Source organism: Vibrio sp. 1751 (assembly GCF_033339895.1).
Taxonomy (GTDB): Bacteria; Pseudomonadota; Gammaproteobacteria; order Enterobacterales; family Vibrionaceae; genus Vibrio; species Vibrio alginolyticus.
The window spans coordinates 155,219-173,934 of record NZ_JAWOVM010000001.1 but is presented as its reverse complement, the minus strand read 5'-3'; the positions used below and the strand labels follow the sequence as shown (position 1 = coordinate 173,934).

The window sequence follows — 18,716 nt, the reverse complement described above, 5'->3', positions numbered from 1 at the left end:
CTATTATTACTACCTGTGGAGCGTAATTTCGCCGTGAATTTTGCCAATTTAACCACGAGAAATTGGCTTAAATATTGATGAAATTCTCATCTGTGAATTACGCGAATCTACGGGGAATGGTAGGGTTGGTGGAAAAATATGCTAAAAATACCATTGTTGAGAATAAATTGTGATGTAATTCAATTTTTTCTGGATTTTTTTATGCTTTTAAGGAATAATCCGCCTCCCTTAGTCGTCCCTAATGGCTTATCGCGGTTGTGTACTGTGCTGTGTTCCCGTCTGAATGGAATCAGTATCTGGATGGATCAGTATCGAATTGGAAGAGCATATGGGACTGTTTTTTTGTTTAATTAAGTAGGATCCCAATGCAAGATTCTGTTATTCAATTCAGTGATTTATCTCTGAATGATTCTATCCTTTCTGCTCTAGACGGAATGGGTTTCGTGTCACCAACTCCAATTCAGGCTGCGGCAATCCCACACCTATTGGAAGGTGCTGACGCGCTGGGTAAAGCTCAAACAGGTACAGGTAAAACAGCAGCGTTCTCTCTGCCTCTTCTCAACAAACTCGATCTAAACCAACGCAAACCGCAAGCGATTGTACTTGCTCCGACTCGTGAGCTGGCAATTCAGGTTGCAGCGGAAATGAAAAACCTTGGTAAAAATATCAAGGGTTTGAAAGTTCTAGAGATTTACGGTGGCGCATCTATTGTCGACCAAATGCGTGCTCTTAAAAGTGGCGCTCATGTAGTTGTTGGTACTCCAGGCCGTGTTCAAGATCTTATCAATCGCGAACGTCTACACCTAGACGAAGTTAGTACTTTCGTTCTTGATGAAGCAGACGAAATGCTAAACATGGGTTTCGTAGATGACGTAACTGCGATCATGGAGCACGCTCCAGAGTCAGCACAACGCGTTCTGTTTTCTGCAACTATGCCTCCAATGCTGAAGAAGATCGTTGAACGTTTCCTTCGTGACCCTGTAACGGTTGACGTTGCTGGTAAAAACCACACTGTAGACAAAGTTCAACAACAGTTCTGGGTAGTGAAAGGTGTAGAGAAAGATGAAGCGATGTCTCGTCTTCTTGAAACTGAAGAAACTGACGCGTCAATCGTATTCGTACGTACTCGTCAAGATACTGAGCGTCTGGCTGACTGGCTATCTGCACGTGGCTTCAAAGCAGCTGCACTGCACGGTGACATTCCTCAGTCTCTACGTGAACGTACTGTTGATCACATCAAACAAGGTGTTATTGACATCCTAGTTGCAACTGATGTTGTAGCTCGTGGTCTTGACGTTCCACGTATTACGCACGTATTCAACTACGACATCCCATTTGATGTTGAGTCATACATCCACCGTATCGGTCGTACTGGCCGTGCTGGACGTAAAGGTAAAGCGATCCTTCTAGTTCGCACTAACCAAATTCGTATGCTTCGCACTATCGAGCGTGTAACTAAGTCATCTATGGAAGAAATCCAACTTCCTCTACGTGACCAAGTTGCTGAAGCTCGTCTAGCTAAGCTAGGCGCTGAGCTTGAAGCAGAGAAAGAGCACAAAGCACTAGACAAATTTGCTGAGTTGGTAGAGAAACTACAAACTTCTCTAGACATCGACCCTGCAACACTTGCTGCTATGCTTCTTAAGCGTCAGCAAGGCAAACGTCCTCTGTTCTATATTGGCGAAGACCCAATGGTTGAAGCAATTGAGCGTGACAAGCAACGTCGTAAAGAGCGCCGTGAAGGTGGTCGCGACGGCGGTCGTAACTTCAACAACCAAGACTGGGATACTTACCAGCTTCAAGTTGGTCGTGAGCAAGGCGTTCAAGTTAAAGACATCGTTGGCGCTCTAGCAAACGAACTAGGTCTAGGTAAAGGTTCTATCGGTGCGATCAAACTAGCTCAAGGTCACACATTCGTACAGCTACCTAAAGCAATGACTTCAGACGCGGCGAACAAGCTAAGCAAACTACGTATCCGTCAACAAGATGTTGGTGCTGTAGTATGTGACTTCGATGATTTCCGCGAGTCTCGTGGTGGTCGCCGTGACGGTGGTCGTCGCGATGGTGGTCGTCGTGATGGCGGTGGTTACCGTGGCAACCGCGAAGGCGGCAATCGTGGTGGTGATCGTCGTGAAGGCGGTCGTCGCGAAGGTGGTTTCCGTGGTAACCGTGACGGCAACCGCGATGGTAATCGTGAAGGTGGCGAACGTCGTTTCGATCGCAACCGTGGTGGTGATCACCGTGGTGCACATCGTGGTGAACGTGGTCACGGTCGTGGCCGTCGTACAGACGCATAATCACGAGTGATTAAAGCGACGGTTTAAGTTGCTACAAAAAGAATTGAAAGCCGAGCAAAGCGCTCGGCTTTTTTATGCGCGTCTAATACGGTTTTGCTTTTCATCGTGTTTGTTTACCCAACTTATTACTTCGTCTAAGGGCAGGGCAGAACAAGTAACCCTGAATGATGTCACAGCCTCGACTTCTCAAAAAATGCAGTGTGTCCATGTCTTGAACGCCTTCTGCTACGACCGAATACCCTAATCCATGTGCTAGCGCAATCGTGTTCTCAACGATAGAGCGGGAGCCTTCAGTGCGGCTTGCTGTGAAAAGAAATTAACCAGCTTACCTTGAAACGTATTATCAATCTTTCGACGTTTTTGAGGTTATCTCATAATTTGAATCAGTCATTGGCCTTCAGGTTGTGTCATGTCTTCGATAGACTCAAAGTAGTATTTACGATAAGGGAGCCCAGTAAGAGCGTCATGGACGGCATTGCGCTTCTCTCTTTCAGCAACAGTATGAAGCTTTAATATCGAATCGTTGCTCCACTTAATCACCAGCACGACAAAGATACTGCCGCCAAAAAGTATAAGAGAAACCCCCGTTTCTAAGAGAGAAGTAATAGGTTTTTGCATGATAGCGTGCAAAAAAACGGCATAAGCAAAAATGAAACAGCTGATTAACAATAATAGGAAAGTCCACCCGGTTACGTCAGTTTTCGAGCAGATGTTTTTTGTCATCTGCCATCCCCAGCAGAGCAAAATCAAACCTAAGATCACTAATAGAAATGCAATAGTGGGCACATTATTACCCCGATTTATTGATTGGTTTGTTATTTTTGTTCACCCAATAAACAACGTAGCTTATATATCTGACTTTGTACAAATTGACCTATTCATAAATTATGTTTAACAAGTGATATTTTTTAGTCTTCAAATAAAATCAAAACTTGCTACAGATCAACAAAATTTGTTCAATCAAATCGCTTTTACTAAAAGATTGTTGAAAGATTAAAAAATTATTGAATAATAGAGGGGCAAACAAGAAGTACGCAGCGCACAAGCGCTATTACAACCTCTGCTCTACAACAGGATAACTATTTCATGTCTAATTCGTTTGTACTGGTGATCAACTCTGGTAGCTCTTCATTAAAATTTGCTGTTATTGATTCTGAAACCGGTGAAGCTTTGGTATCAGGTATTGGTGAGTGTTTTGGCCTACCTGAAGCTGAAATCAGTTGGAAATATCAGGGAGAAAAAACCGTTGAAGCAATTCCAGCTGGCGGTAACCATCATCAGTACGCTGTTGAGCGAGTGGTAAAACTACTCGAAACTCTAGGTTTGAGCTCAAAATTTGTCGCTGTAGGCCATCGCATTGTCGCAGGCGGTGAAACCTTTAAAGGAACTGTGAAAGTTGATGAAACAGTTATTCAAGAAGTAGAGCGCCTTGCTGAACTTGCACCACTTCATAACAAAGCGAACGCTGAAGGCATGAGAGCGGCAATGGCGGCGTTCCCTTCACTGCCTCAATTTGCTGTATTCGACACTGCTTTCCACCAAACAATGCCAGCCAAAGCCTTTATGTACGCACTTCCTTACGAGCTTTACGAAGAGCATAAAGTGCGTCGTTACGGTGCTCATGGCACAAGCCACTACTACGTAAGCCGTGAAGCAGCGAAAATGCTAGATAAGCCGGTTGAAGAAAGCAGCTTTATCACTGTGCACTTAGGTAACGGTGCATCAGTGAGTGCGGTTAAAAATGGCGAATGTGTTGATACAAGTATGGGTTTGACGCCGTTAGCTGGCCTAATGATGGGCACTCGCTGTGGTGACCTCGACCCAAGTGTTATCGAGTTCCTTTTCCGTAAAGGCTGGGAAAAAGACGAAGTGTTCGAGATGATGAACAAGAAGTCAGGTTTCTTAGGTGTATCTGGTGTGACAAGTGATGCTCGTGGCGTACTAGAAGCAATGGAAGCGGGGAATTCACGTGCGAAGTTGGCATTTGAGATCTTCACTTACCGCGTTGCGAAATACATTACATCCTACCTCGCGGCTCTGGATTCATTAGACGGCATCATCTTCACTGGTGGTATTGGTGAAAACTCACTACCAATTCGTCGTGAAATCTTGAAAAACCTAAAACTGTTAGGTTTTGTTGAAGATCAGAAAGGTAACGAAGATGCAAGATTTGGTAACGCAGGTGTTATTGCAACATCTGAGTTGTTAGGTGCCAAAGCTCTTGTTATTCCTACTAACGAGGAATTTGTGATAGCCAAACAATCGGTTGAGCTATTGTAATATATAACGAAAACAGAAAGTTAAAAGCGAGCCTCGTGCTCGCTTTTTTTACTTAAAGCAATTTGACAATTACTCTTTGGGTTTCAGAGCTTCGCGCTTTTCGATTAAAAAATCCATCAAGACGCGGATTTTTTTCGGCATATGCTCTCGTGAAGGTATATACAAATAAAACCCTGGAAACTCTTTGCACCAAGGTGTCAGAACTCGGGTCAATCTTCCCTCATTTATGTGCTTTTCCACCCATAAATCAATATGCTTCACTAAACCCACACCCTGTATTGCAGCTTGTAACATACTATAGTCATCATTAAAAATAGCATTGCCTTTAGGCTCGAAAACGAGGGTGCGCTTTGCAACATCTGGAGAGGTTAGCGACCAATGATCAATTGTTCCGCTAGAGGTAAAACGATAAGCAAGGCAATTGTGATCTTCTAAATCCTCAGGAGTTTGAGGTAGTCCATTTTGCCTAAAGTATTCAGGAGAGCTCACTATTGCCGTTGTTAACGGCGGAGTAATAGGGATCGCAACCATATGTTCATCTAAGCTTAATCCTAAGCGAATGCCAGCGTCAACGCCTTCTGCGACGATGTTAGAAAACCCATCATCCATGATTAGCTCTAGGCGTATTTTAGGATAACGAGAGAGGAACTCACCTAGATAGGGCTCAATAAGCAGCCGAGCAGCGGTTCTTGATACACTGATACGGATTAATCCCGAAGGCTCAAGATGAGAGTCGTTCAATTCGTTAACGACCTGCTCAATGTTCACCAATGAAGGTTGCAAAATATCAAGCAGACGTTGGCCTTCTTCCGTCAGCGACATACTTCTGGTGGTTCGATTAATTAACCGAACTTGTAGCTGTTGTTCTAACGCTTTTAGGTGTTGTGATAAGGCAGCACGGGTTACCCCCATTTCTAAGGCTGCTTTAGTGAAACTGCGATGGCGAGCAATATGTGCAAACCACGTCAGTGATGAAATTAAAGAAGGTTCTATTCTCATTTGTTAAGTATAACTAAACAGTCATGTAGATAAAACGATATTTATCCGAAACAGTGTGTTGACTAATATTACATCGAAGCTTAGGTCAGCCTGAGATGAACAGTTAACCTCTAATGGAGAATGTCGCTATGTCTAAAGTCACTTTCAAAAATCTCAATGGTCAAGGTATTGAGATTTCAGCGGTTATCAACTTCCCTACAGATTTTGATGCAAGTAAACAATATGCGGCGGTTGTTGTTTCACACCCAGGTGGTGGCGTAAAAGAGCAAACCGCAGGCCTATATGCGAGTAAACTTGCAAAAAGCGGCATAATTGCCATTGCGTTTGACCGTTCGTATCAAGGTGAAAGTACAGGTGAGCCTCGCCAAATGGAAAACCCTTACACGAGTACTGAAGACGTGAGCGCAGTCGTCGACTATCTGACAACGTTAGAGTACGTCGATAACGATAAAATTGGCGCAATGGGGATTTGTGCTGGTGCGGGCTATAGTGCAAATGCAGCGATCAATGATCGTCGAATCAAAGCACTGGGTATGGTTAGTGCCGTAAACATTGGCCAAATGTTCCGTAATGGTTGGGATAATTCGGTTAACGATGCTGACGCTGTTGGTTACTTAGAATTTGGTTCGAATGCTCGCACAACCGACACGAATGGTACAGAATTCGCGACTATTCCTCTAGCTCCGATGCGTGAAGAAGATGCCTCAAATGCAGAGCTACGCGAAGCTTGGGAGTATTACCACACACCACGTTGTGAACATCCAAATGCGCCGGGTTTTGCTCTAACTCGTAACTTAAACCAGATCATTACTTACGATGCGTACCACAAAGCGGAAGCATTCCTAACTCAGCCAATTCTTGCTGTCGTTGGTAGTGACGCAGGCAGCAAATGGATGAGTGATGACCTGATAGAACGTGCAGCGAGTTCAGATAAAACCTTGTATGCCATTGATGGTGCAAACCATATGTCGCTTTATGATGTTGCCGAATACGTCGATGACGCAGTATCCCAACTCGCATCTTTCTTCCAACGCACTCTTTAATATTCCCGATGAAAGGCTCAATTGCTTCGAGCCTTTCTGCTCTCAAGGCTTTTTACTCTTAAGGTATTGATTATGAATATGCAAAAAATCACTTTTAGAAATGCTGATATGGCTTGGGATATGTCTGCATTAATTTTATTTCCAGAAGGCTTCAATGAATCGAAACGCTACCCAACAATGATAAGCGTTCATCCTTTTGGTAGTTGTAAAGAACAAACATCCAGCGCTGTCTATGGTAAAGCCCTTGCTGAGTTAGGTTACGTCGTGATCGCATTTGACGCGAGCTTCCAAGGAGAATCGGGAGGATTGCCTCGCTACGTAGAAGACCCAAGTCAACGTGTTGAAGATATCAGTCGCGTTATCGACTATGCAGTAACTTTACCATATGTCGATGAGAATAGAATTGGTGGACTCGGTATCTGCGGCGGTGGTGGTTACATGATCAATTCAGCCCTAACCGAAAAGCGCTTGAAAGCTGTCGTAGGTATTACGCCTGTTAACTTAGGCCGCTTGTTCCGTGAAGGCTTTAGTATGTACGACCCTATCGCCAATCTTGAAGCTATGGCTGCACAGAGAACAGCCGAAGCTCGCGGCTCAGAGCTGAAAATCGATGAACTTCTTCCTCCAAATATTGAATTTGCAAAAGAAAATGGATTAACAGAACGAGACGTGTTCGAAGCTACTGAATACTACAAAACATCACGTGGACAAACCGAAGGTGGTGCAACTCGTATGCTGTTTTCACATGCACAGAAAACACTGAGCTGGGATGCCTTTGCATTTGCCGAAACGTTATTGACTCAGCCTGTTATGGCCGTGGTAGGGCAAAAAGTCGGGGCGTTTGGTGCTTATCGTGATGGGCAGGAAATTTATGGCCGCTCTGTCCAATCAAAAGACCGACAGCTGGTTAATTTGGAAAATTGGTCTCACTATGAACTGTATGACCATCCAGAAGCAGTCGGCATTGCAATGGACAAGGTTTCTGCATTCCTTGAAACACACTTAAAATAATCTAATAAGTTAGAAGCGTTTTGTAGAGTTGCAAAGCGCTTATTTTTAACAGCGTAAGATGTAGTTCGAAGCGAGTAGGTCGGTAAATCTTCGTGCGAATAACCTCATCCACAGGCTATTGACTAAATACCACTGCCAAATACTGTTTAAGACAATGTACACTGAAACCTAATTAAAGGCGTTAGATAGGAATGAAGTTTAATTTATGCGCAAATCAGATAAGAAGGTCGAGAATCTAATTAGAGAAGTGTTGACCGAAGTTTGTGAAGATACGCTAAAAGGCTACGATGGCTTTCTTTGGGTGACTCATACCGTCAAATTCTCTTCTTTTCCACAAAGTTTAGAAATAGTCTGTGTATTCGAAACGAAGCAAGATCGAGCTAACTTTTTTGAAGGAGAGGGCCGCCAGCATGTTTCCACAACTATTCAAAAGGCATTTAATAAGGTAGGAGTGCAACTAAAGAACGTCAGTAAGCAAATCAGTTACGATACAAAACAAAAGCATTAGCGCAGGCAGCAATGGTCCGTAATAAAATGGTGCTTGGCTACCTTGCTATAAAAATGCAAAGGGCACTGGATGGGCAATGAAGCTTCAGCTCACTTAGATATACATCGGTGTAACTACGAGTTATGGATTGTGAATACGGTTGGTTTTCTAATGTTGCCTTAAGAGGCCATGATTAGTCGTTGACAATGAGTAAAGTACAAACTTCTGCATGGTGGATATCCGCAGAAAATTATTGAAAAGAAAGGCTCTAGCTGGAGCGGTCTATCATTTTCTTTGGGTTACCTCGACTATGAATAGCTTAATTGCTATGTTTCGCAAAATATATGGATATTCTTCTGCTCGTTATCTTCAGATGCCGTGCAGAAGAATGTGTTTGCCGGCTGAGGGAAAAATGAAAACCAAAATAATAATGTCTTTTCTACTCGCTACATTATGTGTCAGTGTCAGCGCCAGTACGAATGAGCCGAAATACCATTCTGCGCTAACAGTCAAAACGGGATTCAGTGAAGACAGAGACAAGCCTGTGGAAGTCTATTATTGGTATCCCACAACGAACGAAAAAAACAACTTCTCGTTTGGTAGGGGGAACATTTTTAAATCAGTCGAAACGCAGTTAGATGCCCCTTTAGCAAGTGGAAAATTTCCCGTTGTGCTTTTGTCGCAGGGCGGAACACGGTCAGCGTTTTCCCACAGTGGTTGGATAGCCTCGAGCCTGGCGCAACAAGGTTATGTCGTTGTGGTACCAAAGCCTCCTGCACCGAACGAAATCAATGCAGAAATGGCTGTTGATGAAATCACATTCAGAACCAGTGATTTGGTGCTTGGGCTGAACGAATTAAGTTCGGTCGGGATACTGTCCGCAGGCGTAGATACTGATGCAGTGCAGGGGGTCGGCTTTTTTCTGGGCGGCACATCTATGCTGATGCTCTCCGGAGCGCAAATAAGCCCGGAGAAATATCGAACATCGTGTCACAACGCCACCAATGTAGACTGTCATTGGTTACGTGAAAATAACGTTGATATTACCAGCATCCCGGATCAAAAATTCCCCCGATTTCAGTCTGAAAACAAACTGAAATCGGTCGTCGTTATCAACCCTGAGCTAACGAAAACTTTTGTCCCTGAAACTCTGGCCTTGATGAACAATGCTATCACCGTGGTGGCGCTCTCTGATCGGCTACATCCCGCACTGACACCAGCCGAATCACTTGTTGCTCTTCCCAATGTGACGTTTCAAGAGATCCCCAGTGCGAGTCAGTTTAGTGCGTTCTCAGAATGTACTGAGCGTGGCATTAAAATTCTCGCATCAGAAGGGGAGGAAGCACTTTGCCAGGAGCGTGACGAGGTTTCCAGAAAGGACAATCATCAGCACATTTTGGATGTAATTCTGGCCAGGTTAACAAAGTCATAAGAGTGCAACAATGAGGAGCTTTCTTACACATTGTGTGCTTGGACCAGCAAAGCGAGAAGTAAGTTTTTGCAGGCTTATCCTTTCACCATAGTGCAAGGCCTACTAGTGACCGTGTTATTTGCTCTAACTAAGTACTTGTACCAACATTTTGAAACTTAGAAGAACACACAAAATACCAACGATTTTCTTAAGAACTTTATTTGGGAAATACGCTGCACAACGCACGCCGAGGCTAGTAGTTAAGTAGCTACTAATGGAGAAGCTGAGCATTGCAGGAAGGTATATGTATCCTAATACTAAGTTGTTCCAATCTGTGTTTCCCCATCCGTTTAACATGTAACCGAGGCTTCCTGACAGCGCGATAGGGAAACCTATCGCAGCAGAGGTACCAATAGCACGTTTTACCTCAAAATTTTGCTGGACAAGATAGGGGATGATCAACCCCGCACCGCTTATAGAGACAAGTGCTGATACAGAGCCAATCACCGAGCCTACAGTGATATTACCGATAGCTCCATGTGGGTTCGGGTTGTACTCATTTTCAGTGTTGAGGAACATCTTATAAGCAACATACAACATGAATACGCTAAAAAAGCCTGCCAGATAGACGCCTTGTAGATACGATGCTACGAATGTGGCGCAAAATGTTCCGACTAGAACTCCGCTCAACATTTTTACTACCATTGTCGAGTCTACATTCTCTTTTTTGTAGTGAGCGCGCATGCTGCCCAATGTTGTAACAATCATCGAAGCCATTGATGTCCCCAACGCAAGATGCACTACTTCCGTATCAGCTATTCCCTGTAGTGAAAATAGAAACGCAAAAATAGGGACGGCCATTCCACCACCACCCACACCAACGAGTCCTGCGAGAAAGCCAATGCCCAAGCCTGCTGTAATGTAATAGATAATAAAGATAGGTTCGTTCATGATGGTTCTGCCTTCGATAAAATGGTCGTTGCTAAAATGTTACTCGAACGTGAACTTGCTATGGTAACGTTAAGAGGACAGAAAATAATGAATAATGGCCAAAATGGAATTGAGTAAATAAAGTGACAAACTCTGATTACAGCGAATGGAAAAATGGCGCCGCACTGATCGCTAAGGAGTGGCAGCATGAAAGGAGCGACTTCAACCATTTGGATCAACGGCCACATAATTGGCACAGTCATCATCGAGGCCAGTTACTGTGTATAGATGAAGGGCTAATACAGGTAAAAACCGATGAAGGAACGTGGATACTACCACCTCACCGAGCTGGTTGGATCCCCCCGGGTGCGATGCACAGTGTTTATTTTTGTGGTTCTCTGAAAGGTCGTTCATTACTGTTTACTCCAGAGAGTTGTGAGCGGTTTCCAATGAGACCTTGTGTTATCCAAATGAGCGATGTGTTGAAAGCCCTATCGGTTAGAGCATCGATATGGAGCAAAACAGACGATCTATCCATACAGTCTTTACGTATTCTTGCCGTAATATCCGATGAAATCGTCAATAGCCCTCATGAGTCACTCCACATCCCGCTGCCCAGAGATCCGAGACTGCAAAAAGTTACTCAAGCAATTTTAATAGACCCAAACAGCAAGCATTCTGTAGAGCATTGGGCCAATATTGGGGCAGTCTCATCTCGGACGTTAAGACGATTGATTCGAAGTGAGTTAAACATGAGTTTTAGTGAATGGCGGCAACAAGTACTGCTAATACATTCATTAGAAATGATAGCTCGAGGGGAATCGGTGGGAGATATTGCACATGCTTTAGGTTATTCGACGCCCAGTAACTTTATTGCGATGTTTCGTCGGGTCTATGGCGATTCACCCACGCGTTACTTTTCTAATCGCGGAATATAATTTCCGTGCTCGCATGCTCATGATGTTCCCCTAATTATCTTTAATCAAAAAAGGTAAATATTGAAAATATTAATTGTTATGTTATAACATTTCCTTGTTTGGGGCTCTACAATTTGTTGTTTAAAGAATTGATCTCACAACCAGTAGTCTCCTATTGAGAGAGAGTAAACGTTGATTTCTTCACAAGCGCTGTCTGACTTGACTCTACATGGGGTGGGACTGTGTCAATATGTCCGTGAACTAGAGCGAAATCGTAACGATTACTAGGTCTCATAGCCCTAGAAAATCAACGTTATTAAAACCTTTACCTGACCTTTTTAACGCTTGGGAGGAAGATATATGAGCATTGATGTAGTTGAGAACCCGCTTCGTGTCCAAACAACATCATCGTTGGCGATATCGACATCAGCGAACATACTTAGCGACATCTACAAACCAGAGCACAATATTGCCATATGGCAGCGAACGCTCTCGAAAGAGTTGACGAAGGACATTAATCTGATGCTGGCTCAGGAGCCTAGATTGGCACTGGTACAAAGTGTCACGCCAGATGATGCTGCACAATGGGTACGAAGCAAGTTAGAGGGCTATGCGTGTGCTGATGCGCTGAGTGAAGATGTTGCTTTAATCGTCGATATGTTCTGCTGTTTGTTTGAGGTTAAAGAAGCAGGTTTGAGACTAACTCGCCTAGACAGCCCGATGTGCCCGAAATTTCACTTTGATCGTGTGCCTTGCAGACTTGTCATAACTTATACCGGCCGAGCGACCGAATGGTTAACCAACGATACCATTGATCGCACTAAACTCGGTGCCGGTAGTCTTGGTCAACCTGATCACCTATCGGGCTTATACGACTCTGAAAGTGCCATACGACGAATGCAGCCTGGCGATGTTGCCCTGCTCAAAGGAAGTGGTTGGGAAGGCAATGAAGCCACTGGACTTATACATCGCTCTCCACATGTTGCAGATAATGAACGTCGCTTACTACTCACATTGGATTTCATCTAGAGATATGAGAAAGCTCAAAACGGTAGATGACGTCATGAAGCAGGTAGAGAAAATCTGCCTGCTGCGAGGTAAACAACTCACTACTAAACGGAAATTGATACTGACTTCGCTGCTATATGCGGAGAAGCCGCTTTCTGCCTACGAACTAGTTGACTACTGCAATCACAACTTTTCTCAAAACATTCAAGCGATGTCGGTTTATCGAATACTCGATTTCCTTGAAGCAGAGCACTTTGTCCATAAGCTCAATACATCTAGTAAATACGTCGTTTGTTCTCAAATCGCGTGCGATCAGGAGCATGGCGTTCCACAGTTTTTGATTTGCTCTCAGTGTGGAAAGGTTAGTGAAATAGCGGTTGAAGCCAATGTTATTTCTAGCGTATGTGCGAAAGCCATACAAGAAGGCTTCACCGTTCTTAGCTCACAATTTGAGATTTCCTGTGTTTGCGATGAATGCGCAAACCGCCCCCTATGAGGCAGACACACGATCTCCCCTTATAGCTTCACAAGGTGACCGAGTATTGGCCACATTTATAAATTATCTAAAAGAATGAATTATGTCAGCAACATTGATTAAAAACGCTCGGGTGGTCAACGAAGGAGCCATTACCGAAACAGATTTACGTATTGTTGATCAAAGAATTGACAAGATTGCTACTAATATATCCGTACAACACGGAGATATTGTAATTGATGCTAAAGGGGCTTATTTACTGCCAGGCATGATTGACGATCAAGTGCATTTCCGAGAACCTGGGCTGACACATAAAGGCACAATTGCAAGCGAGTCGCGGGCAGCGGTAGCCGGCGGTATTACAAGCTACATGGAAATGCCCAATGTTAGTCCGGCTACAACGACTATTGACTCGTTAGAGCGCAAGTTCGCTCTCGCTAAAGAAAGCTCGTTTGCGAATTATTCTTTCTACCTCGGTGCAACCGAAGACAATCTTGAACAGATTAAACAACTTAACCCCAAACAACATTGTGGTGTGAAAGTATTTATGGGGGCATCAACAGGAAATTTGTTAGTCGAAGATCCGCAAGCGTTGGAGTCAATTTTTCGTGACTCTCCAGTACTCATTGTTACTCATTGTGAAAGTGGGACTGTTATTAAACAAAACCAGCAAAAGCAAAGGCTTAAGAAGCCAGGTTTCACTATCGAAGACCATCCCATTTTGCGTGACGAAGAGGCCTGTTACGCTTCATCTTCTTATGCGGTAGAACTTGCCAAAAAGTATCACAGCCAACTGCATGTGCTGCACATCACAACGGCGAAGGAGCTAGCACTTTTTGACGAGGGAGACATTCGAGATAAATCAATCACCGCGGAGGCTTGTGTTCACCATCTTTGGTTCAGCAACAAAGATTATGGCGCTCTTGGTAATTTGATCAAATGTAATCCTTCAATCAAGTTTCCTAGTGACCGCGATGCGTTGTTAAAAGCGTTAAATACGGGGCAAATAGATATCATTGCAACAGATCACGCTCCTCACACTTGGCAAGAAAAACAAGTGCCTTACGAGCAGGCTCCAGCCGGACTGCCGTTAGTTCAGCATGCGTTACTTACTCTCTTCGAGTATGTCCGTTTAGGTCATATGAGTTTGACTCAAGTAGTCGAAAAAACTGCGCACAACCCGGCCATTCGCTATGGCATTCAAGGCCGAGGTTTTATTCGTGAAGGTTACTACGCCGATTTGGTGTTGGTTGATGCTCATACCCCAACACGAGTTAGCAACGAAAACAGTTTATATCACTGTGGTTGGTCGCCTTTTGCTGGACATGAATTTTCAGCTCAAATTCAAAAGACTTGGGTCAATGGCGCGCTAGTTTATGCCAATAACAAAGTCATCGATAAACCAGCTGGAGCGATGCGTTTATCCTTCAATCGTTAAGTCGCTGACCGCAAAGAAAGAGCCATAAACAAACTGGAAGCATTATGTTAAGAAGAAACCCAACGGGCCATATGCCACAGGTGTCCTCAACAGCCTTTATCGATCCAACCGCTATTATCTGTGGCAAAGTCATTATTGAGGATAACGTTTTTATTGGACCCTATGCTGTTATTCGAGCTGACGAAGTTAATAACCATGGAGACATGGAAGCTATCGTCATCAAACGTGACACCAATATCCAAGATGGTGTCGTAATTCACTCTAAGGCAGGGGCTGCGGTGACCATTGGTGAGCGCTCATCCATTGCTCATCGTTCGATTATTCATGGTCCTTGCCAGGTTTGTGATGATGTTTTCATTGGCTTCAACTCCGTCGTGTTCAATAGCGTCATCGGTGAGAGGTGTGTTATTCGTCATAACTGTGTCGTCGATGGCCTCGATTTACCCGCTTATTTCCATGTACCACCGATGACCAATATTGGTGTCGGTTTTGATTTAGAGAGTATCTCTAAAGTGCCGCCAGAATATTCAGCTTTTTCCGAATCCGTCGTTTCTGCCAACCATGAACTAGTCCAAGGCTACCGGAGAATTGCCAATGAACTTTAATAAGCCACTGATTTCGCGAGTGCCGACTAACATCATCACTGGCTTTCTCGGGGTGGGGAAAACATCGGCAATAATGCACTTATTGACCCATAAACCGAGTCATGAACGTTGGGCTGTATTGGTCAATGAATTTGGCGAAGTTGGTATTGATGGCAGCTTGTTACAAGGCCAAAAAAAACAACAAGACCAAGTGTTTATTCGAGAGGTCCCCGGGGGATGTATGTGCTGTGCAGCAGGTCTTCCGATGCAAATCGCCTTAAATCAATTATTGTCTGAAGCAAGGCCAGATCGATTGTTGATTGAGCCTACAGGCCTTGGTCATCCTAAAGAAGTACTGCAAGTGCTATCGACCGAGTATTATCGTCAAATTCTCGCTTTGCAAAAAAACATTACTTTAGTCGATGCACGTAAACTATCGGATCCTAAGTACACTGAGCATGAAACGTTTAACCAGCAAATCACTATCGCAGATACAGTGGTAGGTAATAAGCGCGATCTCTATCAAGATGAAGATGAGCAAAAGCTGACGGCTTATATAGCAAAGCTCGGTCTGCGGGAAACAAAAGTGATTTTCGCTGAACATGGCGCTATCCCTTTTCATGAATGTGAGGGAGCGACTCGTATTGACGTGCAAAAAACGCCCTCTGTTCTTTATCGTGAAAGAGAGAAAAAGTCACTTGTTCCTGAGTTGCCTATGCCTGAGAGCGGCATTCTAAAAGCAACCAATCAGGGGGAAGGTTTCTACAGTATCGGTTGGCGTATATCCGCTGAAAACGTGTTCGAACATCAAAAGCTGAGATTATTGCTGCTCGACCTCAAGGTCGAACGAATGAAAGCGGTTTTTATCACGGGAAGCGGTATTTTTGGTTACAATCTAACATCAGATGGACTCACAGAATTTGAACTAGACGAGTGTTCAGAAAGCCGCCTAGAACTGATCTCTTCCGGTCTAGATGACCAATTTGAAGATAGATTATTTCGATGTTTGGAGAAGGCATCATGATAGAAAAGAGAAAACTCTCCTTTTAACCATAATGTCTTACCTCCTTAAAATTCTAGTGGGGTTTCTTTTAAAGCTGCGCTTAGGGCACTTATGCTGCCGTATTAGGGTGGGGTTAGTACCCGTATTTTCTGCCTATGCGGTTCAGGCACAGTTTTATTCATGGGGTGAGGTATCCACGTTACACGTGGCCTAATTACTTGCTTTAAGTTACACGGAAGAAACACGTCTTTTTTTAGCGAGGGCCATTGCTATATTTGCGGTACTGTAGGCGCTCTCATTGATAAAGTGCGGGTAAATTTCCCCTTTGCCATTCCAATGGATATCATAACCAGCGAAAGTCGCTAATAAAGGTGCTCCTGGTTTGACCGCCTCAAAATCTCTGCCACAAATAGTAGGGTGTACTAGTGCTTGCCGCATACCCTCTTGATCAAGTGGAACCCTGATTTCTTCGGTGTAAAAAAACGCCTCATAATCGCTCAGTAAGCCTATTTGGTTGAGGTTGTGCTTTTCAACATAGTCCAATACTGCGGTAAGCATCTGTTTCATCAACTCCAACGTACTGTACTCTAGCGCACCATGTGCTTGCGCCCCGACCTCAATCATTATTCCATATTGCCCAGCAGTACAAAGGTAAGGTTGCTCTTGCCATTCTTTTCGCTCTTCGAAAAGGACATGTGCTGATGGCATTCGTTGTTTGACGTACGCGCCCAGTTTCCGATAAAACACATCGTTAGAAAGCAAAATCAACGTCGCTCCCATATTGCTTGTTGTATTGTGCAGGTCAACAATCAACAGTTTTTCTTGGTTTGCATATTTCTCGATAAATTGATGTGCAATCTTGCTTTCATGCAAACCAGGACAATGATTGCTATTCATTGCTGAGAACTCGCGATTTAAGTCTGTATCGATGTATCGGACGTTGTGTTTTACTGCTTCGGAGTTTGCGATGATCGAGCAGGCTGAAAAGGTTGATCTATTGACAGAGTAACGTTTTTCTTTGATTAGTTTATGTAAATAAATACCAGAAAGTTCGTTTCCGTGTGTTCCTGCAACGATAAGTGCTGAATTGAATGTGTTCATTATTGAGCCTTCTCAAAGAGAATGGGTTGAATGACTGGTCTTCTCTTAGCCAATCCAGTGAACTGAATAAACGTTTACTAAACTGAGTAAAAATAATCCTAGATATGTTATAACATAACAATCGTTGTTATTGATACTTAGTTTCTCATGAGTCAGTTTAAATTTATTGCTTTAATCGTTGCTGTGTTTTGTTTTTCGGTCGCTTTGCTTCTACCTACAGAGGATGAGCCAAATCAAGATAGTCACAGCACTCAACTGAATCAAAGCAGTGATTCGTCATCACCTCCATCATCAAAGATAGTGGTTCCCTCAGATATCAGTTTGACTCCGTTGCCTAAACCTAAACCTAAACCTAAACCTAAACAAATACACTACATAGTTAAAGTGGGAGATACGCTCAGTGGTATCTTCGCTCAATTGGGTCTCCCTTACGGTATTTTGCAGCAAATTCTCTCAGTTGATCTTGATCACCTCCAGCTAGATATGATTCAGCCCGGTGAAGAGCTTGAATTAGTGATGGATGACATGGGGCAATTGAGTCGACTAATTTATCATATGAGCCTTGTAGAGAGGGCTATCTACACTAGAGAAAACGATGGCTCCTTCTCTTACGAATTTCAGGAAATTTCAGGGGAATGGCGTGAAACCTTATTTTCGGGAGAAATCAAAGGGAGTTTTTCAGTCTCGGCACATCGAGTAGGATTGGCATCAGGCCACGTCGCAAATATTACGCAGGTGATGAAAGATAAGATTGATTTTGCGCGATCTCTTAGAGCCGGTGACCGTTTCGATATATTAGTGAAACAGCAATATTTAGGTGAACACAAAACTGGCAATAGTGAGATTAAGGCTATTTCTTTTAACTTAGCGAGGGGCGAAGTCGCTGCATTTCTAGCCGAGGATGGACGGTTCTATGATAGAGCTGGTAACAGTTTGGAGCGAGCGTTTAACCGTTATCCTGTCGATAGGGCATACCGCCGAATCACCTCTGGGTTTAACCCTAAGCGTAAACACCCAGTGACGGGAAGAGTCACCCCGCATAACGGAACGGATTTCGCGACACCAATCGGTGCGCCAGTTTATTCTACTGGGGATGGAAAAGTAATTGCGGTCCGCAAGCACCCTTATGCCGGTAATTATTTAGTGATTGAACATAACAGTGTGTACAAAACTCGTTACCTACACTTGAATAAAATCTTGGTTAAAAAAGGTCAAGTTATAAAGCGTGGGCAAAAAATAGCCCTCTCTGGGAATACTGGTCGTTCAACCGGACCACATTTACATTTTGAAGTTTTAGTTCGTAATCGTCCGGTTGATGCAATGAAAGCCGACTTACCTATCGCGAAGTCGCTTCCTAACATCCAGAAACCTTCATTTTTGGCGCGAGTATCAGAGTTTGATTATCTAGTAGAAACGAAAAACTGAGTCCCGACAATTTGTTGGGGCTCAGTTATGCTATTTTGTGTTGTGAGGTTGGAGCAATAGGTGAGTCTCAATATGTGTTCCTAGAAGAATAATGACTGCGATTTTTTCTTTTACGTGCGCCCACATCCGCAACATCGGACGCTTTGCAACAACCTCCGCCTTTGATCGGCCTACGTGAAAACATCACACCAATCGCGAGCATCGCAATACAACTTAGGAAAATAAGAACGGTAAGAACTAAAGTCATAACACCACCTCCTATAAATCGCTGTATTGTCATCTTTCTCCAATTTTATAAACAAAGCAA

At 43.7% G+C, this 18,716-nt stretch carries 17 protein-coding genes and 1 pseudogene; 13 read left to right on the top strand and 5 right to left on the bottom strand.

Annotated elements, in window-relative coordinates:
• Positions 1-365 precede the first annotated feature (365 nt).
• On the top strand, positions 366-2,297 hold the full coding sequence (locus R7041_RS00770) for a DEAD/DEAH box helicase (RefSeq protein ID WP_005375680.1): 1,932 nt from the start codon (positions 366-368) through the stop codon (positions 2,295-2,297).
• A gap of 72 nt (positions 2,298-2,369) precedes the next feature.
• Here the strand turns inward: R7041_RS00770 and R7041_RS22700 are convergent.
• A pseudogene (locus R7041_RS22700) lies at positions 2,370-2,613 on the bottom strand (EAL domain-containing protein); the annotation flags it as partial.
• A gap of 71 nt (positions 2,614-2,684) precedes the next feature.
• On the bottom strand, positions 2,685-2,915 hold the full coding sequence (locus R7041_RS22695; RefSeq protein ID WP_224721257.1) for a hypothetical protein: 231 nt from the start codon (positions 2,913-2,915) through the stop codon (positions 2,685-2,687).
• A 468-nt stretch (positions 2,916-3,383) separates the two neighbouring features.
• On the opposite strand from R7041_RS22695, the gene R7041_RS00760 reads away from it, so the two are divergent.
• On the top strand, positions 3,384-4,577 hold the full coding sequence (locus R7041_RS00760) for an acetate/propionate family kinase (protein WP_017821080.1): 1,194 nt from the start codon (positions 3,384-3,386) through the stop codon (positions 4,575-4,577).
• A 69-nt stretch (positions 4,578-4,646) separates the two neighbouring features.
• On the opposite strand, the gene R7041_RS00755 is transcribed toward R7041_RS00760, so the two are convergent.
• Positions 4,647-5,576 carry a LysR family transcriptional regulator gene (locus R7041_RS00755; RefSeq protein ID WP_017821079.1) on the bottom strand — a complete coding sequence of 310 codons (930 nt, stop codon included), beginning with the start codon at positions 5,574-5,576 and terminating at the stop codon, positions 4,647-4,649.
• 128 nt (positions 5,577-5,704) lie between these two features.
• Here R7041_RS00755 and R7041_RS00750 point away from each other — a divergent pair, with 128 nt between their 5' ends.
• From R7041_RS00750 to R7041_RS00735, 4 genes are all read left to right on the top strand, one after another.
• Entirely contained in the window at positions 5,705-6,619 is a 915-nt protein-coding gene (locus R7041_RS00750) for an alpha/beta hydrolase (protein WP_017821078.1), read from the top strand.
• 72 nt (positions 6,620-6,691) lie between these two features.
• Positions 6,692-7,630: an alpha/beta hydrolase gene (locus R7041_RS00745; protein ID WP_005375705.1), complete on the top strand. Its 939-nt coding sequence runs from the start codon at positions 6,692-6,694 to the stop codon at positions 7,628-7,630.
• Between the two features lie 205 nt (positions 7,631-7,835).
• On the top strand, positions 7,836-8,138 hold the full coding sequence (locus tag R7041_RS00740; RefSeq protein WP_005375707.1) for a hypothetical protein: 303 nt from the start codon (positions 7,836-7,838) through the stop codon (positions 8,136-8,138).
• Between the two features lie 391 nt (positions 8,139-8,529).
• On the top strand, positions 8,530-9,549 hold the full coding sequence (locus R7041_RS00735; RefSeq protein ID WP_206949092.1) for an alpha/beta hydrolase family protein: 1,020 nt from the start codon (positions 8,530-8,532) through the stop codon (positions 9,547-9,549).
• A gap of 123 nt (positions 9,550-9,672) precedes the next feature.
• On the opposite strand, the gene R7041_RS00730 is transcribed toward R7041_RS00735, so the two are convergent.
• The gene (locus R7041_RS00730; RefSeq protein ID WP_064354623.1) at positions 9,673-10,479 is read right to left on the bottom strand and encodes a sulfite exporter TauE/SafE family protein; all 807 of its coding nucleotides are present in this window, start codon (positions 10,477-10,479) and stop codon (positions 9,673-9,675) included.
• A 122-nt stretch (positions 10,480-10,601) separates the two neighbouring features.
• On the opposite strand from R7041_RS00730, the gene R7041_RS00725 reads away from it, so the two are divergent.
• From R7041_RS00725 to R7041_RS00700, 6 genes are all read left to right on the top strand, one after another.
• Positions 10,602-11,396: an AraC family transcriptional regulator gene (locus R7041_RS00725; RefSeq protein ID WP_054729357.1), complete on the top strand. Its 795-nt coding sequence runs from the start codon at positions 10,602-10,604 to the stop codon at positions 11,394-11,396.
• A 339-nt stretch (positions 11,397-11,735) separates the two neighbouring features.
• Positions 11,736-12,404 carry a DUF1826 domain-containing protein gene (locus R7041_RS00720; protein ID WP_025767648.1) on the top strand — a complete coding sequence of 223 codons (669 nt, stop codon included), beginning with the start codon at positions 11,736-11,738 and terminating at the stop codon, positions 12,402-12,404.
• Between the two features lie 4 nt (positions 12,405-12,408).
• Entirely contained in the window at positions 12,409-12,879 is a 471-nt protein-coding gene (locus R7041_RS00715; RefSeq protein ID WP_206949053.1) for a Fur family transcriptional regulator, read from the top strand.
• 82 nt (positions 12,880-12,961) lie between these two features.
• On the top strand, positions 12,962-14,296 hold the full coding sequence (locus tag R7041_RS00710; RefSeq protein WP_206949052.1) for a dihydroorotase: 1,335 nt from the start codon (positions 12,962-12,964) through the stop codon (positions 14,294-14,296).
• 44 nt (positions 14,297-14,340) lie between these two features.
• Positions 14,341-14,901: a carbonate dehydratase gene (locus R7041_RS00705; protein ID WP_017821071.1), complete on the top strand. Its 561-nt coding sequence runs from the start codon at positions 14,341-14,343 to the stop codon at positions 14,899-14,901.
• On the top strand, positions 14,891-15,904 hold the full coding sequence (locus R7041_RS00700) for a CobW family GTP-binding protein (RefSeq protein ID WP_170890052.1): 1,014 nt from the start codon (positions 14,891-14,893) through the stop codon (positions 15,902-15,904). The genes R7041_RS00705 and R7041_RS00700 overlap by 11 nt, the downstream gene beginning before the upstream one ends.
• A gap of 207 nt (positions 15,905-16,111) precedes the next feature.
• Here the strand turns inward: R7041_RS00700 and R7041_RS00695 are convergent, their stop codons facing one another.
• The gene (locus tag R7041_RS00695) at positions 16,112-16,984 is read right to left on the bottom strand and encodes an aspartoacylase (protein ID WP_206949051.1); all 873 of its coding nucleotides are present in this window, start codon (positions 16,982-16,984) and stop codon (positions 16,112-16,114) included.
• Positions 16,985-17,131: 147 nt separating this feature from the next.
• Here R7041_RS00695 and R7041_RS00690 point away from each other — a divergent pair, with 147 nt between their 5' ends.
• Complete coding sequence (locus R7041_RS00690; protein ID WP_206949050.1) at positions 17,132-18,409, top strand: peptidoglycan DD-metalloendopeptidase family protein; 1,278 nt, start codon at positions 17,132-17,134, stop codon at positions 18,407-18,409.
• Positions 18,410-18,716 lie beyond the last annotated feature (307 nt).

Coding starts and splice junctions, on each gene's coding strand:
- R7041_RS00700 (WP_170890052.1), top strand. CDS start 14,891: ATGAACTTTAATAAGCCACTGATTTCGCGAGTGCCGACTAACATCATC.
- R7041_RS00715 (WP_206949053.1), top strand. CDS start 12,409: ATGAGAAAGCTCAAAACGGTAGATGACGTCATGAAGCAGGTAGAGAAA.
- R7041_RS00745 (WP_005375705.1), top strand. CDS start 6,692: ATGAATATGCAAAAAATCACTTTTAGAAATGCTGATATGGCTTGGGAT.
- R7041_RS00695 (WP_206949051.1), bottom strand. CDS start 16,984: ATGAACACATTCAATTCAGCACTTATCGTTGCAGGAACACACGGAAAC.
- R7041_RS00755 (WP_017821079.1), bottom strand. CDS start 5,576: ATGAGAATAGAACCTTCTTTAATTTCATCACTGACGTGGTTTGCACAT.
- R7041_RS00740 (WP_005375707.1), top strand. CDS start 7,836: ATGCGCAAATCAGATAAGAAGGTCGAGAATCTAATTAGAGAAGTGTTG.
- R7041_RS00730 (WP_064354623.1), bottom strand. CDS start 10,479: ATGAACGAACCTATCTTTATTATCTATTACATTACAGCAGGCTTGGGC.
- R7041_RS00750 (WP_017821078.1), top strand. CDS start 5,705: ATGTCTAAAGTCACTTTCAAAAATCTCAATGGTCAAGGTATTGAGATT.
- R7041_RS00735 (WP_206949092.1), top strand. CDS start 8,530: ATGAAAACCAAAATAATAATGTCTTTTCTACTCGCTACATTATGTGTC.
- R7041_RS00760 (WP_017821080.1), top strand. CDS start 3,384: ATGTCTAATTCGTTTGTACTGGTGATCAACTCTGGTAGCTCTTCATTA.
- R7041_RS00710 (WP_206949052.1), top strand. CDS start 12,962: ATGTCAGCAACATTGATTAAAAACGCTCGGGTGGTCAACGAAGGAGCC.
- R7041_RS00705 (WP_017821071.1), top strand. CDS start 14,341: ATGTTAAGAAGAAACCCAACGGGCCATATGCCACAGGTGTCCTCAACA.
- R7041_RS00770 (WP_005375680.1), top strand. CDS start 366: ATGCAAGATTCTGTTATTCAATTCAGTGATTTATCTCTGAATGATTCT.
- R7041_RS00690 (WP_206949050.1), top strand. CDS start 17,132: ATGAGTCAGTTTAAATTTATTGCTTTAATCGTTGCTGTGTTTTGTTTT.
- R7041_RS00720 (WP_025767648.1), top strand. CDS start 11,736: ATGAGCATTGATGTAGTTGAGAACCCGCTTCGTGTCCAAACAACATCA.
- R7041_RS22695 (WP_224721257.1), bottom strand. CDS start 2,915: ATGCAAAAACCTATTACTTCTCTCTTAGAAACGGGGGTTTCTCTTATA.